The sequence below is a fragment of the Ensifer sp. LC163 genome (assembly GCF_001695855.1).
Taxonomy (GTDB): Bacteria; Pseudomonadota; Alphaproteobacteria; order Rhizobiales; family Rhizobiaceae; genus Ensifer.
This window is the reverse complement of sequence record NZ_MBSS01000019.1, coordinates 11,866-26,025: the sequence shown is the minus strand read 5'-3', so window position 1 is coordinate 26,025 and position 14,160 is coordinate 11,866. Positions and strand designations below refer to the sequence as shown.

Sequence of the window (14,160 nt, the reverse complement as noted above, 5' to 3'; positions counted from 1 at the left end):
TCAGATCCGACCGGCCATTTCGAACTCCTGTCGGGCGGGCCGCCCGATTAGCTCTTTCAGCTTGTCATGCGTCACGAATTCGAGCCGTCCCGAGTAGATGTCGATTATCCGCTGGCGCCATTCGTCTCTCGAGGGCGCGACCTTCTTGCCATAGGCGAAAGCCCCCCTGCTCAGGTGCCGCACCAGACCGTCGCTCTCCATCAGCGCCATTGTCTCGGCGAGAGATCGCGCATTGCCGCTCTCGAACACCAGCCCGGCCTGATGCTCCTCGATCTCCGTGGCAATTAGGGCGTTGCTGCTGGCGATCACCGGTATCCCGGACATCAGCGCCTCGGCAGCCACCAGACCATAGGGTTCGGGCATCCTTGACGGCATGAAGAAATAGCGCGCCCTGGACGCGACGGCGGCAACCTCGTCGTCATCGAGCCAGCCTGGAACATGGCAGTGCGGAAGAGTCCGCTGTATCTCTTGGAGCAACGGCCCTCGCCCGATCAAGGTCGCCGCCTTGCCCGTGGCGTTGAGCGCCTCGGCGAGGGTCCGAACACCCTTTTCCACCGACATGCGGCCAAGAAACATGGCGCGTTCGTTTTTCCAGGCCTCGACCGGGGATTGCGTGAGCGGCGTCGACGGGGTGCGCAATGTCAGGAAGTTTCGAAGGGGGCCCTCGCTTAGGTATGACTCCATGCCCTCATGTGCCAGAATAACGCCGACGCGCGCCCAGAAGGCCGCGCCCGCGGCACTCTGCGTCATCGATCGGGCAAAGCGCCACAGCTTGTGGGGGTAGTTGCGCTTGTCGCAGGCGCTGGCAAGGCAACCGGCAGACAGCGGTTTTTCAGCGCAGATATCGCCCCTCCCATAGTGAACATAGGCGCCGTTCGGACAGGTCAGGAAAAAATCATGCGCGGTGACGATGATCTGGGCTTCACTGCGTGCAAGCGCGTGAAAGATCGAGGGCGACAGGATCTGCGACCAGCCGTGAACATGAACGACCGTGTCGTTCCCGGTCTTGAGCAAACGGCGCAACGCACGATAGGCCCGAACGTTGAAATTCCTGTCGAACAGGTTTGTGAAATGGACGCCGTCGCGCAAAGGGCGCTCGCCCAGCGCTTCCACCTGCACGCCCGGGAATCGGGAACGAATGCCTGCGCCGTCGTCACCGACTAGAACGGCACAGTCGAGCCCCGCCGCAACACCAGCCTCAACGCATTGGAGCGCAACCTTGGTCGCACCGCCCAGGGCCTCCGACACGTCGTTGACAACGATAAGCCGCATGAAGACTTGCCTCTCTGAGACTTTAACTGCGCGACCTGGGTTTCTCCCATTTGGCCACCTCTCATCGCCGGTTTGCAAGATATCAATTTGCGGTAGATGCCGGGCGCCAACGAGCGGGGCGAGACTGCGAGTAGCATCAAAAAGACGGCAACCTGCGTCGACGGCACGTCTCCGTTCCCCGATACAACTGCGCATGCAGCCGAGGAAGGGACTCCGACGCTGGTTGCAGTCATGGCGATTGTCCTGCCGTGCGCAGATTTCCGGCCGCGCTCCGGCTTGCGGCTCTTACTTCGCGAGAACGTAAACGCCGTAAAGCAGGATGAGCGCTGCGGCGCCGACGGCGGCAATCAAACCCAGGCGCTTCTCGATGAAATGCCGGACGGGGTCGCCGTGCCGACGAAGAACCGCGGCGAGGATGAAGAAGCGCGCGCCACGTGTGATCACCGCCGATGCGATGAACATGCCAAGGCTGACATTGGCGGCTCCCGACAGGATCGTGACGACCTTCATCGGCGGAACATGCGCCAGCCCTGACGTCACCAGCAAGAGCACGATCGCCTCCATATCGACCGACGCGCGCATCGCTTCGAACGCGTCGATCTTGCCGTAGAACTGCAGGATCGGACGGGCGATCGCATCGAAGGCATAATGTCCGAGGAACCAGCCCGCGATGCCGCCAAGCACCGAAAAAAGGGTGGCAAGGAAAGCGTAGCGATAGGCTCTATGCGGCTTTGCCAACACCATCGGCAGAAACAGGACGTCGGCAGGAACGACGAAGACGGAGCTTTCGACGAAGGCGACAAGGGAAAGCCACCAGGCGGCCGACTTCCGGCCAGCGAGGTCCATCGTCCAATTGTACAAACTGCGAAGCATGGGAAATCCGGGCGTTCATCAGGTCGTCCCGCATGGGACCTTGGCGGGAAGCGTGCCAATCCCCGAGGCCGGGGACCGAGGCTGAACACGCATCAATGCGATGCTTTCGACTACCAAATGGGCGGATTTTTGTCTGCCGGGAAAGAGCAACGGAGCAACTTTAGGTGCGGGTCCATTGGCCCGACCGCTGACAAGCCTGTCGGTTGGCACCTGTGCCCCTGGCCGGGGTCGATCGGCGGCGTCGGTATCATCGTCTTCGAATCGAATCACGAAACTTTTGTTGTTCCATGATATTGCGGACCTCATTCATGTAACATATGAAGATGCGTAACTCGTAAAAAGAGGCCCGATATGACCTACGATGCAATCATCCTTGGCGGCAGCTACGCCGGGCTTTCCGCCGGCCTTCAACTCGCCCGCGCGCGCCGCAAGGTGCTGGTTATCGACATCGGCTTGCGCAGGAACCGTTTCGCCCGGACGTCGCACGGCTTTCTGACCCAGGATGGCAGCACTCCGGCGCAGATCGCCGCCGACGCCCGCTCACAATTGATGGAATACCGGACGGTCGAATGGCAGCAGACCGAGGCCAAAAATGCCGAGCGCGTGCAGGATGGCTTCAAGGTCGCCCTGCGGCATGGCTCCGACGCCATTGGAAAACGGCTTGTCCTCGCCACCGGCGTCACCGATGTCCTGCCGGAGCTTGCGGGCCTTGCCGAACGCTGGGGCAGCAGCGTCTTCCACTGCCCCTATTGCCATGGCTACGAACTTAACGAGGGCAGGATCGGCGTGCTTGCGACGTCGCCGCTTTCGATGCATCAGGCACTGATGCTGCCGGACTGGGGTCCAACCACCTTCTTTCTCAACGGCGCATTCGAACCCGATGCGGACCAACTGCAGCAGCTTCAAGGGCGCAATGTCACAGTGGAGCGAGGGGTGATCGACAGGCTCGACGGTGAGCGCGTCGACGTTGTCATGCGGGATGGGCGGATACTGCCGATGGACGGCATATTCACCACCACCAGGACGGTGGTCTCGGCGCCATTTGCCGACCAGCTCGGCTGCATCTTCGACGACGGCCCGCTCGGACGCTACATCCGAACCGATGCCATGAAGGCAACGACGGTTCCCGGCGTCTTCGCCTGCGGTGATGCGGCAAGGCCGACCGGATCGGTCGCGCTGGCGGTTGGAGACGGCGCCATGGCCGGAGCCGCCACCCACCGGTCGCTGATGTTTGACTGACGGACGATCGCTGCCCCGAAATCCCGCGCTCGACAATCGAACCGCGGGCTCCCCTGGCCCGCACTTTCCATGCTATCAGATGCAAAACAGGGAAGGTTGCAATTGCGACAGGACGGACGACTCTCACGACTGCTGCATGTGTTGCTGCACATGGAAAAGCATGCGGACCCGATGACATCCGAGACGATCGCCAGGATGCTTGGCACGAACTCCGCCGTCGTGCGCCGGACGATGGCCGGACTTCGCGACGCCGGTTACGTGTCTTCAGAGAAAGGCCACGGCGGCGGCTGGACGTTGTCGCGCCCACTTTCCGATATCACCCTCCTCGACGTCTATCGAACCATCGGCAGTCCCGGCTTCTTCGCCATGGGTGTCGCAACCGACGAACCGCAATGCCTGGTGGAACAGGCGGTCAATTCGGCGCTGGAGCGAACGCTCGATGAGGCCGAGGCCTTGCTGCTCGCGCGCCTCGGCGAGGTCGCCATTTCTGATATCGCCGCGGATTTCGAAAGGCGCTATGGCGCTGTCATGGGTAACAGGTTGCCATCGTGCACACGTCATCCCACAGAGCAGAGCTGAGAGATGCGCCGAGGCTCACGCCTCGTCGCTGATTGAACCGGGTATGGTTCATTTCCGGGCGATGACAGGTTCACTCAATGAAAGTGCGCCAGGATCGCCGTGCGTCGGAGCGTCGTGCAAGGCGAGGCGGTTTCATGCGGGTGCTATTAATCGAGGACGAGGCCGAGGCCGCAGAGCGTTTTCCGGTGGGCTCGCCGTAGGGGGATCGATCGTAAAGATTGTATTTAATCTTTTCCGGTAAGTTTCCGTTAGCAATTTCACATCAATGGGGTCCCGGCGGCACCGTTATTCGCCGTCGACAATGTTTTGCGTACGGGTGCTCATGCGTTTATCAGCTGTGCCAGCAATGTTCCTTGCCTGCCTGGCTTTGGCAGGCTGCACGTCCAGTTCGACGCTGGACACCATCGTGCCGCAGCAGCCGTCGCGCGAAACGACGAGCTCGGTCGTGCCCTCATCTCCCGTGCCTTCGGCCAATGTCGGCGTCGTGGCGGCGCAAGCAGCCCCGCCACAGAAGATGCTCGCCTGGGCCGGACCGGTGCCGGAACCCGAAGCCTTCCGGCCGGAGGCAAGGACGGCCGAGACGCCCTTGCCGCTGGAGCGGCCCGTCGCTGTGATCCCGCCGGCAACACCCGCGGTCCTGACCACGCCGGGAACGCGCACACAGATCTATGGACATCGCTTCCGCGACGCCAAGCCGATCAACTTCGGGCGCACATCGCCACGCAAACTTGCCGTCCATGGCGTCGACGTGTCGCGCTGGCAGGGCGATATCGACTGGGCCAAGCTGCGCACGCAGGGTGCCAACTTCGCCTATATCAAGGCGACCGACGGCGGCGACCACCTCGATCCGATGTTTAAGAAGAACTGGCGCAAGGCAAAGGAAGCCGGGCTGAAGCGCGGTGCCTATCACTTCTTCTATTGGTGCCGGACAGCCGGCGAGCAGGCCGACTGGTTCATCCGCAATGTTCCGAGAGAAGCTGGAGCACTGCCGCCGGTGATCGATGTCGAATACAACGGCGAGTCGAGCTGCAAGAGGCGCCTGTCGCGCGCCCGCGTGCTCGAAAAGATGCAGGTCTTCATGGACAAGCTCGAGGCGCATTACGGCCAGCGCCCGATCATCTACACCGCCCCGGATTTCTATCAAGACAACCTGACGGGCGAACTGCTCGACTACCCGTTCTGGCTGCGCTCGGTGGCAGCTCATCCCTCCAAGAGATATCCAGGTCGCAAGTGGGTCTTCTGGCAGTATTCGGGCTCGGGCCTCTCGCACGGCGTCGAAGGCAAGATCGACCTCAACGTGTTCCACGGCAACGAGAATGAATGGCAGAACTGGCTCGCCAAGCGCGCGAGCTAGACCATTGTGACGGGTCGGGCGCCTGACGCGCCCGGGTCGACTGCTGTCTGTTTCACAGTCGCGTCACTCCTCGTCCGAAGCCTCCTGCGGTGGCGCGCCCATGCGCTTCGCTTACCCCGACACGGGCAAGATGCACCGCGCTTTTCGAGCCCAGCTCAAATTCTCGATGATCGCTCCCTGCCTTGCACAAAGACCGCGCCAAAGAAAAAAGCCTGCCGCGGGAGGAGGTGCGGCAGGCTTTTTAAATGGATTGAATGGCAACCGGGAGGAGGAGTGTCGCCATTCCGGCAAGCGCTCGTTGGGAGGAGGAGAAAGCGCCTGCACACTCGAAGTCCTGCGGGAGGAGATGCATCGCTTCGATGAGTTGACCATACAAGAAACCGCCCGATTTCGTAGATCTGACTTCGCAGACCAGCCATGCGCTCAGCGCCGGTCGGATGTCCGATCGCGCCAGGCGATGCGTAGCAGCCACTTGCGCCTTGGGTGCAGAGAGGGCCGAAATGCCGGCGCGCAGGTGCCTCTTACACGGATGCACCGGCCAATAGCGGTCCGAAAAAGCGGCATCTTATCAAATTGTTATCTGAATTTTAGCGACTTCGATTTCGCCCGTCACGCCCATGTCACGGGAACGGCCCCACAAACCGTGTTATAAAATGCCGTCATCGCGTGTCTCTGACATCCCTCCGCCATCGGTTGTGGATGCGAGAAGCATTGAAAACCCATGCAAATCGGAAGGGAGCGGCGGACTATGCCACGCTACATGTACCATATCCATGCGGCCGGTGTGACGAGCCGCGATCCGGCCGGCAAACAGCACCCCAATGACGGTCGCGCGGTCGCTTACGGGCAGCTCATCGCCGACGAACTCGCCGAGGAATACGAATATCGTGGCGCGATCGTGGACGTCCTCAGTCCAAACGGGCGCCTGATCGCACGTCTGGTTTCGAGCCGGGCGTTCCCGCCGTGGCTGCAATCAACGCCACCAACGCAGCGCGCGCTTCACTGATCCGCGCTGGCAACGCCGACACGGCCTCTGCGCCGGCAAGGCCAGTTGACGGGCGGCGCGGCGAAACTCGTTTGGTCAGCCACCGGGTGCTGCTTTCCACAAGGCCGGAAGCAGCACCCGGTTCAGCCATAGCAACACGATCGAGCAAGGGTCAGGGCCTAAAGCGCGTCGCGATCTCTAGGATTCGCTTGCTGCGCTTTAAGCTCTTGTTCTTGCGCATGTCGTTATCGCAAAACCGCCGCGCACTTTTGCGCGACATGCTCTAGCGCCGCCTTGAGCGCGACACGAGAACGTTGCGGATCGAAAAGCTCGAATGAATCCGCAGGACGCCCGGGAGCTTTGCAAGGATTTCCTTGTGGATGCGCTCGAAGTCGCCGGCAGTTTCGACCTCCACCCGCAACAGATAATCGGAACCGCCGGTCATGAGGTAGCACTCCTGGATTTCCGGGTGTTTCCTCACCGCCGCTTCGAAGCGATTGAGGTGCTCCTCGGTCTGGCGTTCGAGCGTGATGTTGATGATCACCGCGATGGCGTTGTCGCCGTCAGCGTTTCCGACCAGCGCCGTATAGCCGCGGATCACGCCCCCCTGCTCCAGCAGATTGATGCGCCTCAGGCAGGCCGAAGGCGACAGCCCCACCTCGGCCGCGAGCTTGGTGTTGCTCATGCGTGCATTGAGGCGCAGCAGACGAATGATGTTGCGATCGATAGCATCAAGACCGGACATGCAGATTCTTTCATTTTTCCGCCGATCATTCTTAAAATCAGCGAATGCTCGAATTATCAAGCGCTACTTCGCATGATCGCGCTCGATTATTTCACTATGTTCTAGCGCAATTCTGCCGGTGTTGGGGATCCGGGAGGTGGGCTGGCAACAGCAGGCACCTTGCGTGCGCCTCAGCCTTTTTGACGATCGATCTGTGATCCTGAGGATGCGATGAAGATTACTATTTTGGGCGCCGGCGTGATCGGCGTGACCTCGGCATATTATCTCGCCAAGGCGGGCCACGAGGTGACCGTTCTCGATCGTCAATCCGGTCCTGCGCTGGAGACAAGCTTCGCCAATGCCGGCGAAATTTCTCCTGGCTATGCCTCCCCCTGGGCGGCACCCGGCATCCCGCAGAAGGCGCTCAAGTGGCTATTCATGAAGCACGCGCCCTTGATCATCCGCCCGATGGTGGACGCTGCCACCTGGCGCTGGATGACGGCGATGCTGCGCAACTGCACATCGGCGCGTTATGCCGTCAACAAGGGCCGGATGGTCCGCCTTGCCGAATACAGCCGCGATTGCCTGATTGCGCTGCGCGAGGAAACGGGCATCGCCTATGACCACCGCACACAGGGCACCCTGCAACTCTTTCGGACCGCCAAGCAGCTCGACGGCATCGGCAAGGATATTGAGGTGCTGAAGGCCGATGGCGTCCCCTTCGAGGTCCTCGATCCGGCGGGCTGCGTGGCCGCAGAGCCGGGCCTCCAACCGGTCCGCGACAAGATCGTCGGCGGTCTCCGGTTGCCCAATGATGAAACCGGTGACTGCTTCAAGTTCACCAACGAGCTGCAGAAGCGCGCCGAAGCCCTCGGTGTCCAGTTCCGCTTCGGCGTCGATATCCGCCGGCTTCGACAGGAGGGCAACCGCGTCGTCGCCGTCGAAACGGCAGAAGGCGAGATCCGTTCCGACATCTTCGTCGCCGCGCTTGGCAGCTATACGCCAGCGCTTTTGAAGCCGCTCGGCCTTCGCCTGCCCGTCTATCCCGTGAAGGGCTACTCCATCACCGTGCCGATCGTCGATGAGACGCGTGCGCCGGTATCGACGATCATGGACGAGACCTACAAGATTGCCATCACGCGGCTTGGCGACCGCATTCGTGTCGGCGGCATGGCGGAGATTGCCGGCTTCAGCAACGATCTTCCGCAGACACGTCGCGCGACGCTCGAGCATTCCGTCGAGGACCTGTTCGGCGGCGCGGGCAACCAGAAGGAAGCAACCTTCTGGTCCGGATTGCGGCCAATGACGCCGGATGGAACGCCGGTCGTCGGCGCCACCCGCTTCGCCAACCTGTTTCTCAACTCCGGTCACGGCACGCTCGGCTGGACCATGGCCTGCGGCTCGGGCCGCGTGTTGAGCGATCTGATCAGCGGCACCAAATCCGAGATCGAGACGGCGGATCTGGCGATCAGCCGGTACCACTGACGAGCATTGGCATCGCTCTGACGCTGGGTAGGCCGGCCGGCAGCGAACGTCAGAACATGTTGATGCCCTGCCGGGCCGTGATCTCTCCGGCTCGCCGGAGGCTTGGTGTCGCACGCGCAAGCGGCAAACCCTTGCCCGCGCCTCGCAGGGTTCTGCCTTCCCGGCGAAGGCTGATCAGCCAAGGCCGATCACACGCCATAGCCGACGGCCGCGGACCGTGCGCCGCCACCGATCCCGGTGGCTCTTCTGATCAATGGGACTTTGTCCTCGTCAGCTCGGACCGTTTCCGGCCGCCCTCCAGATCCAAGTTCAGTTGCACGCCTCGGCTCAATTTCGGCAAAGGTGCAGTGAGGTCGATACGGCCAAAAATCTGCTTACGGCGCTCACTGTCGCGCTCTCGCTTCAAGCGAGAGTCGGCGACTGCGGCCAGTGCGCGATTGATGATTTCAGTGCGGGTCATGGTTCATCTCCACATCTGTTCTCTATTTGTTCTCTTTTTAGAAGAATGTCAAGTGAACGGGTTCGCAGGCACGCTTTGCGCTCCGCCCCACCCGTAGCAGCCTGCGGGCAGGACACCGCAGGCATTGCATCCGGATATCGACGCCACGCGGCGCTCGAGCAGCGCCGCGGCCCCCGGCCGCAGCTAGAACGTGATCTTTACCGAACTGGCACTGCGGTTGGCCGGCCCGTGAAACACGGCCTCAATGTTGTTGCCATCGGGGTCAAGCAGGAACGCGGCGTAATAGCCGGGGTGATAGGGACGTTCGCCGGGCCGACCGTTGTCCTGCCCGCCATTTTCCAGACCGGCCTTGTGAAAGGCGTCAACCATCGCGCGGTCGCGGGCCTGGAAGGCGATGTGATGGCGCCCGGTCAATCTGCCCTGGGCCGCCTCGCTGTCGGCAGTCGAGACAAACAGCTCGTCGACCCAGAAATAATCTTCGCCCTCGCCTCCCATCGGCACCTCGAGAGCCCGAAAAACGCCGTCATAGAAACGCCGACTTGCGCCCAGGTCCTTGATCACGAGCTGAATATGGTCGATCAGCCGCCCACGATGCAGTTCCATCCTGAAATCCTCCGTTCGCAATCGGCAGGAATTTAGGTCCGACCAGAGGCCCGTCAATGGTGGCCGGGCGCGAGCACCTTGGCCGCCCCCATCTCTGGGCGGGCCGGACAAACAATTATTGACGACGTTGTTGCCAGGGCTTGAAATAGCCGCAATCGCCCGCCATATGCGGCACAACGAATTGATCGTTGAGCATAGACAGTCTTGGTGAGACGGATGTGTTCCGGTCAGAGTTCGCGCTCAACCGCTGACCACGGATGTACTGGCAGGGTAAAGCAGCGAACGGGAAAAGGTCGGCATAGCCGGCCTTTTTTGTTTTCGGGATCGCCCCTGCCTCATCAAAATCCGAACAGATCGGTTGCGCTCAGCTGCCTTTGTCTGGCAGAAGACCGGGGAACGCGACCGCCATCAGTTTTAGGGTGGGGTCGGGCGGGCGATTGACGTCTACCTCGCTGCCACGAGACCACGTGGCCGTTCACAAAATCCGCGGCACGAGCCGTCGCGGCGTCCAGACCGCTCGTCGAATCCTGCAGACATGCGAAAGAGCCATGATCTCATTCAAACCGATGCTTGAGAGCGAGTATGGTGGATATCTCGCCTATTTCATCCCCGATTATGCCGCGGAGATCGCCGCCAACTACGGGCTTCCGGATGCAGACGCCCTTGCCCAGGCAACCGGCGAAATCGCCGAGGATCTGCCACAAGGAATCCATACGCCAGGCAATGTCCTGCTGTGCCTGATCGAGACCGCAAGTGCAGAGCATGTCGGCTATCTCTGGTATCGACCGGACGCGAAGGGCCGCTCCGCCTTCATCAGCGATTTCCATATTTTGCCCGACCACCAGGGAAAAGGCTTTGGCAAGCTCGCCATGGCGGCGCTTGAGGCCGAACTCTCGGCAAAGGGGTTCGAGCAGATCAAACTGCGCGTGGCCGAGGATAACCGGCGTGCCCGGCATGTCTATGAGGCGACGGGGTTTCGCGTCACCGGCACCAATATGAGCAAGACGCTCAAGCCGCGCTAAAACCCAGCAAGCGTATAAACGCTGCACCGGCCGCCGCCCGTTCGCGACCCCGGGCGGGACTTACGGCATAATTCCTTAAATCGGAATCGATTTAAGGACAAAATTATGCAGCAACTCAAAGTGTTACAGCGACCTTTGCGCGTCTAAATAGACGCGCGGCGCTGTAGAGGCAATGTGGTTGACCTGCCGGCCAGCCGCAGGGTTTGGCACTGCTCTACTGAGCCGGCATGTTCACCAACAGCGTGCCGGCCACTCCGAGACCAATCAATATAAAATGTGTGATCTGCATGGTTTCCTGGCGAATGTAGTAGGCAAACCAGGCGCCACCGAGAAGCATGATGAGACCGAGGGCGATGAAGGCGGCGAGAGCGAGGTTTGCCCAGACGATCGCGGCGGCACCGCCCGCCACGCCGAAGAGCGTGCCGATAAACAGAACGGCGGCCCAGGCCAGAAGCAGGATAGCCGCGACTTCGATCACCAGAACGAAGCTGAAGACCGCGCGATGCCATAGGGCATTCTTGACGCGCGCGACAACAGCGGCGTACGGATCGCGGGCTCCTGATCAAACAGCTGCATGCCCATCAGCAAACCGATCGAAAAGACGCCGTTGCGAAAGGCGACGGCGTTGTTAAGGACGATTACCGCGAGCCAGAGCGCGAGCCCCGAGAGCAGCACGCCTTTGATCAGAAGAAGCGAGGTCAGCTGGGTCATTTTCGATATCACCACCGGTTAAGGACAGCACGTTCAAGCGCGATACCTTGATGACGATTGGCGGCGGCGCCATGTGACGCCGGCGCCGTTTTTTTTCTTTCGGCGTTGTTTTTCCCATGCGAACAAATTGCATGTTCCGCCGAAGATGAGTGGAACCTTGACGCTCGGGACGAGGCTCTACGACGAGACGCTCACGCTTGGCGGTCGCGTCACCTGTCAGGGCGAACGCGCGGTCGATTCGAAGAGCACCAGCAGCGGTGGCTATACCGCATCGATCGCCTGGGAGCCCTATGCGCTCGTCGACCTGTTCGCCACCTACAAGATCAACGACAACGCCAGCTTCGACCTGTCGATCGACAACGTGACGGACGTCTACGACATGGACGCGCTGACACTGGGCCTGATGCCGTCGCCGGGATGAACCGTCCGGGCAACGCTGACGGCGAAGTTCTAGCGCCTGGCGACACCAGAGAATGCTTCAAGGCTGCCCGGCGCAAGCCCGGGCAGCTTGACACCTTCAGCGCCCTGGAATCCAGGTGATGAAGCGAACGAGCTTGTCCGTCAGCCCCTTATACGGCGGCGTGATCAAGTCGCTGGGCGCGGGATCATACTTCCGCAGCACGGACATCGACTTGGAGAAGGTCAGGAACCCCTCCCGGCCGTGATAGTGGCCCATGCCGCTTGCCCCGACACCGCCGAAAGGCATGTCGTTGCAGGCAAACTGATAGAGCGTATCGTTGATGCAAACGCCGCCCGCAACGATGCGGGCGAGGATGGCTTCGATCTCTGCCTTGTCTGCGCTGAAGCAATAAAGCGCCAGCGGCCGATCGCGCCCGAGCACATAGCCGATCGCCTCGTCCGTGGTGCGATAGCTGATCACCGGCAGGATCGGACCGAAGATTTCCTCGCGCATGACTGCGCTGCCCCGGTCAGGCTCGAGGACCGCGGTGGGTTCGAACATTCGGACCCGCGACGGCGGCGCCTGTTTCATGTCCAACAGCGAAACCAGCTCGTGTCCACGCGCCTGCGCATCGGCTACGAGATTGGCGAGGCGGCTGCGCTGGGCCTCGTTGATGATCGAGGTGTAGTCCTGATAGCGGTTGCCGGCACCGTAGCGCTCGGCCATCTGCTGCTTCAGCAGGGTGACGAAAGCATCACGCTTGCTCTCCTGGATAAGCACATAGTCCGGCGCGATGCAGGTTTGGCCGGCGTTGAAGAACTTGCCCGTTGCGATGCGGTTCGCCGCCCGCCGCAGATCCGCCGTTTCGCCGACGATGGCCGGGGATTTGCCGCCGAGCTCCAGCGTGACCGGGGTCAGATTCTGCGCGGCAGCCGCCATCACCTTGCGGCCAACGGCGGTGGAGCCGGTGAAGAACAGATGGTCGAAAGGCAGGGCGGAAAAGGCGGCCGAGAGGTCGGCGCCGCCGAGCACCACCGTCGCGCGCGTGTCGGGGAAGACATCGGCGATGAGCGCGCGCAAGAACACCGACGTGCGCGGCGTATGTTCGGACGGCTTGAGCATGACGTGATTGCCGGCACCGATCGCTGCAACCAAGGGTGCCAGCGCCAGATTGACCGGATAGTTCCACGGCGAAATGATCCCGACGACACCGAGAGGAACGTACCGGACTTCTGCCTTTGCCGGCCAGAGCTTCCATCCGGCCGCCCGCCGCTCGGGCTTCATCCAGGCCTTGAGCCTCGCAAGCGTGTGATCAATCTCCGAAAGGACCACGCTGCCCTCGCCGAGAAGCGTTTCATGGACTGAGCGATGGCCGAAATCGGCGCTGACCGCCTTCGACATGTCATCCAGCCGTTCGCGGAAGAGACGGCGCAGACGCTTCAGATCGTCCCGGCGCTGCTCGTAGGACGGACGCTGCTCGAGCCAGGCGGCACGCAGGAGCTCGAAGCTAGTCTGCAGCTGAGACGGATGACTATCCTGCATGCGCATTGCCTTCGGTCGAACGCGCGAAAAGCCATTGTGCCGTATAGTACGTGCCCAGCACCCAGATGGCATTGTAGGGAATGTCCCAGCGGAACCGCCCGTAGGCCAGCAGCGTGTCGCTGACCATGAAGAACAGGCCACCAAGCGCTGCAAATCGCGCGGCGGATTTCTCCGGCGCTCCGCCTGAAAGCTGTCGATCGCGGGAAATGGCCTGTGCGGCCATCGCCGCCAGCGCCAGCGCGTAGATGACGACGGGAATGCGCATGCCGGCGGGCAAGGACGACCACAATCCGGCAATGACGATAAAGCCGATCAGTGCGAACAGCGCGAATATGCTCTTGTCCGCGGCAAAGCGGCTGTCCCGGGTGAGCGCCCAGATATAGGCGCAGTGGGTCAGGAGAAAGCAGACAAGGCCGGCGAGGAAATAATCGCCCGGCAACATGAGAAAGAAGTCGCCGGCCGCCGCGAAGGCAAGCCCGATGACGATTGCCGTCGCATCAGCCCGCGACGATGGGCTGATGTTGCGAAGGACGGCCACGAGCAAAAGTACCGTCGCTGTCGGTTTCGTGAGGTAATGCAGCCACCGCCAGCCGGATTCTTCGCCGCCGGCCAGCAGGCTGCCGACGATTGCGAGAACCGCGCAAACGACAAACAGCGCATAGAGCCATGCGTTGTTTCGCGCGCCCAAAGTGATGCTTTGTTCCATGCCTGCCCCCCGTTGTTCGCGAGGATTGCGCGGCGACGACCGCCATCGTCGATCCGCAATCTCTCATTCGAAGGACTGTAATCAAGCGCCGAAGATTGTCCATAGCTGAACAAACGGGGTATAGCGACCCTTTCTGTAATCGCTACTACATAATTTTGCGGATGACCTTGCGGAAGGTGCTCGGGATTTATATAAATCCAACTAC

16 protein-coding genes are annotated in these 14,160 nt (G+C 61.4%); 7 read left to right on the top strand and 9 right to left on the bottom strand.

Features of this window, described 5'->3' with window-relative positions; all coding sequences use genetic code 11:
- Positions 1-1,350 carry a glycosyltransferase gene (locus BC360_RS16930; protein WP_244512759.1) on the bottom strand — a complete coding sequence of 450 codons (1,350 nt, stop codon included), beginning with the start codon at positions 1,348-1,350 and terminating at the stop codon, positions 1-3.
- Between the two features lie 207 nt (positions 1,351-1,557).
- A complete protein-coding gene (locus BC360_RS16925) occupies positions 1,558-2,145 on the bottom strand; it encodes a YqaA family protein (RefSeq protein WP_065796064.1) in 588 nt (195 codons plus the stop codon).
- Between the two features lie 351 nt (positions 2,146-2,496).
- Between BC360_RS16925 and BC360_RS16920 the strand changes: the two genes are divergently transcribed.
- The 4 genes from BC360_RS16920 to BC360_RS16905 all read left to right on the top strand — a co-directional run bounded on the left by BC360_RS16920 (position 2,497) and on the right by BC360_RS16905 (position 6,323).
- Complete coding sequence (locus BC360_RS16920; protein WP_065796063.1) at positions 2,497-3,384, top strand: NAD(P)/FAD-dependent oxidoreductase; 888 nt, start codon at positions 2,497-2,499, stop codon at positions 3,382-3,384.
- Between the two features lie 102 nt (positions 3,385-3,486).
- The gene (locus BC360_RS16915) at positions 3,487-3,963 is read left to right on the top strand and encodes an Rrf2 family transcriptional regulator (RefSeq protein ID WP_065796061.1); all 477 of its coding nucleotides are present in this window, start codon (positions 3,487-3,489) and stop codon (positions 3,961-3,963) included.
- Positions 3,964-4,285: 322 nt separating this feature from the next.
- The gene (locus tag BC360_RS16910; RefSeq protein WP_065796059.1) at positions 4,286-5,317 is read left to right on the top strand and encodes a GH25 family lysozyme; all 1,032 of its coding nucleotides are present in this window, start codon (positions 4,286-4,288) and stop codon (positions 5,315-5,317) included.
- A 748-nt stretch (positions 5,318-6,065) separates the two neighbouring features.
- Entirely contained in the window at positions 6,066-6,323 is a 258-nt protein-coding gene (locus BC360_RS16905; RefSeq protein ID WP_065796058.1) for a hypothetical protein, read from the top strand.
- A 262-nt stretch (positions 6,324-6,585) separates the two neighbouring features.
- Here the strand turns inward: BC360_RS16905 and BC360_RS16900 are convergent, their stop codons facing one another.
- The gene (locus tag BC360_RS16900; protein ID WP_065783524.1) at positions 6,586-7,047 is read right to left on the bottom strand and encodes an Lrp/AsnC family transcriptional regulator; all 462 of its coding nucleotides are present in this window, start codon (positions 7,045-7,047) and stop codon (positions 6,586-6,588) included.
- A gap of 210 nt (positions 7,048-7,257) precedes the next feature.
- Between BC360_RS16900 and BC360_RS16895 the strand changes: the two genes are divergently transcribed.
- Positions 7,258-8,511: a D-amino acid dehydrogenase gene (locus tag BC360_RS16895; RefSeq protein ID WP_065783525.1), complete on the top strand. Its 1,254-nt coding sequence runs from the start codon at positions 7,258-7,260 to the stop codon at positions 8,509-8,511.
- A 250-nt stretch (positions 8,512-8,761) separates the two neighbouring features.
- Here the strand turns inward: BC360_RS16895 and BC360_RS16890 are convergent, their stop codons facing one another.
- Both BC360_RS16890 and BC360_RS16885 read right to left on the bottom strand, forming a co-directional pair.
- Positions 8,762-8,971: a hypothetical protein gene (locus tag BC360_RS16890; protein ID WP_065796057.1), complete on the bottom strand. Its 210-nt coding sequence runs from the start codon at positions 8,969-8,971 to the stop codon at positions 8,762-8,764.
- Between the two features lie 183 nt (positions 8,972-9,154).
- Positions 9,155-9,574, bottom strand: a complete 420-nt coding sequence (locus BC360_RS16885) for a VOC family protein (RefSeq protein ID WP_065783527.1) — start codon at positions 9,572-9,574, stop codon at positions 9,155-9,157.
- Between the two features lie 548 nt (positions 9,575-10,122).
- On the opposite strand from BC360_RS16885, the gene BC360_RS16880 reads away from it, so the two are divergent.
- Positions 10,123-10,596, top strand: a complete 474-nt coding sequence (locus tag BC360_RS16880) for a GNAT family N-acetyltransferase (RefSeq protein WP_065796055.1) — start codon at positions 10,123-10,125, stop codon at positions 10,594-10,596.
- Between the two features lie 214 nt (positions 10,597-10,810).
- On the opposite strand, the gene BC360_RS30875 is transcribed toward BC360_RS16880, so the two are convergent.
- On the bottom strand, positions 10,811-11,074 hold the full coding sequence (locus BC360_RS30875) for a DUF2165 domain-containing protein (protein WP_244512758.1): 264 nt from the start codon (positions 11,072-11,074) through the stop codon (positions 10,811-10,813).
- Complete coding sequence (locus BC360_RS30870; RefSeq protein WP_083222603.1) at positions 11,071-11,307, bottom strand: hypothetical protein; 237 nt, start codon at positions 11,305-11,307, stop codon at positions 11,071-11,073. Before BC360_RS30870 ends, BC360_RS30875 begins: the two co-directional genes overlap by 4 nt.
- 145 nt (positions 11,308-11,452) lie before the next feature.
- Between BC360_RS30870 and BC360_RS16870 the strand changes: the two genes are divergently transcribed.
- Positions 11,453-11,728, top strand: a complete 276-nt coding sequence (locus BC360_RS16870; RefSeq protein ID WP_139110088.1) for a TonB-dependent receptor — start codon at positions 11,453-11,455, stop codon at positions 11,726-11,728.
- A 96-nt stretch (positions 11,729-11,824) separates the two neighbouring features.
- Here the strand turns inward: BC360_RS16870 and BC360_RS16865 are convergent, their stop codons facing one another.
- A complete protein-coding gene (locus tag BC360_RS16865; protein ID WP_139110087.1) occupies positions 11,825-13,255 on the bottom strand; it encodes a coniferyl aldehyde dehydrogenase in 1,431 nt (476 codons plus the stop codon).
- Positions 13,239-13,955 carry a lysoplasmalogenase gene (locus BC360_RS16860; RefSeq protein ID WP_065796051.1) on the bottom strand — a complete coding sequence of 239 codons (717 nt, stop codon included), beginning with the start codon at positions 13,953-13,955 and terminating at the stop codon, positions 13,239-13,241. Before BC360_RS16860 ends, BC360_RS16865 begins: the two co-directional genes overlap by 17 nt.
- Positions 13,956-14,160 lie beyond the last annotated feature (205 nt).

Excerpts from the sequence above, each read along its gene's own strand:
- BC360_RS16860 (WP_065796051.1), bottom strand. The coding sequence starts at position 13,955 with ATGGAACAAAGCATCACTTTGGGCGCGCGAAACAACGCATGGCTCTAT.
- BC360_RS16895 (WP_065783525.1), top strand. The coding sequence starts at position 7,258 with ATGAAGATTACTATTTTGGGCGCCGGCGTGATCGGCGTGACCTCGGCA.
- BC360_RS16865 (WP_139110087.1), bottom strand. The coding sequence starts at position 13,255 with ATGCGCATGCAGGATAGTCATCCGTCTCAGCTGCAGACTAGCTTCGAG.
- BC360_RS16885 (WP_065783527.1), bottom strand. The coding sequence starts at position 9,574 with ATGGAACTGCATCGTGGGCGGCTGATCGACCATATTCAGCTCGTGATC.
- BC360_RS16900 (WP_065783524.1), bottom strand. The coding sequence starts at position 7,047 with ATGTCCGGTCTTGATGCTATCGATCGCAACATCATTCGTCTGCTGCGC.
- BC360_RS30870 (WP_083222603.1), bottom strand. The coding sequence starts at position 11,307 with ATGACCCAGCTGACCTCGCTTCTTCTGATCAAAGGCGTGCTGCTCTCG.
- BC360_RS16870 (WP_139110088.1), top strand. The coding sequence starts at position 11,453 with ATGAGTGGAACCTTGACGCTCGGGACGAGGCTCTACGACGAGACGCTC.
- BC360_RS16920 (WP_065796063.1), top strand. The coding sequence starts at position 2,497 with ATGACCTACGATGCAATCATCCTTGGCGGCAGCTACGCCGGGCTTTCC.
- BC360_RS16925 (WP_065796064.1), bottom strand. The coding sequence starts at position 2,145 with ATGCTTCGCAGTTTGTACAATTGGACGATGGACCTCGCTGGCCGGAAG.
- BC360_RS16905 (WP_065796058.1), top strand. The coding sequence starts at position 6,066 with ATGCCACGCTACATGTACCATATCCATGCGGCCGGTGTGACGAGCCGC.
- BC360_RS16890 (WP_065796057.1), bottom strand. The coding sequence starts at position 8,971 with ATGACCCGCACTGAAATCATCAATCGCGCACTGGCCGCAGTCGCCGAC.
- BC360_RS16910 (WP_065796059.1), top strand. The coding sequence starts at position 4,286 with ATGCGTTTATCAGCTGTGCCAGCAATGTTCCTTGCCTGCCTGGCTTTG.
- BC360_RS16880 (WP_065796055.1), top strand. The coding sequence starts at position 10,123 with ATGATCTCATTCAAACCGATGCTTGAGAGCGAGTATGGTGGATATCTC.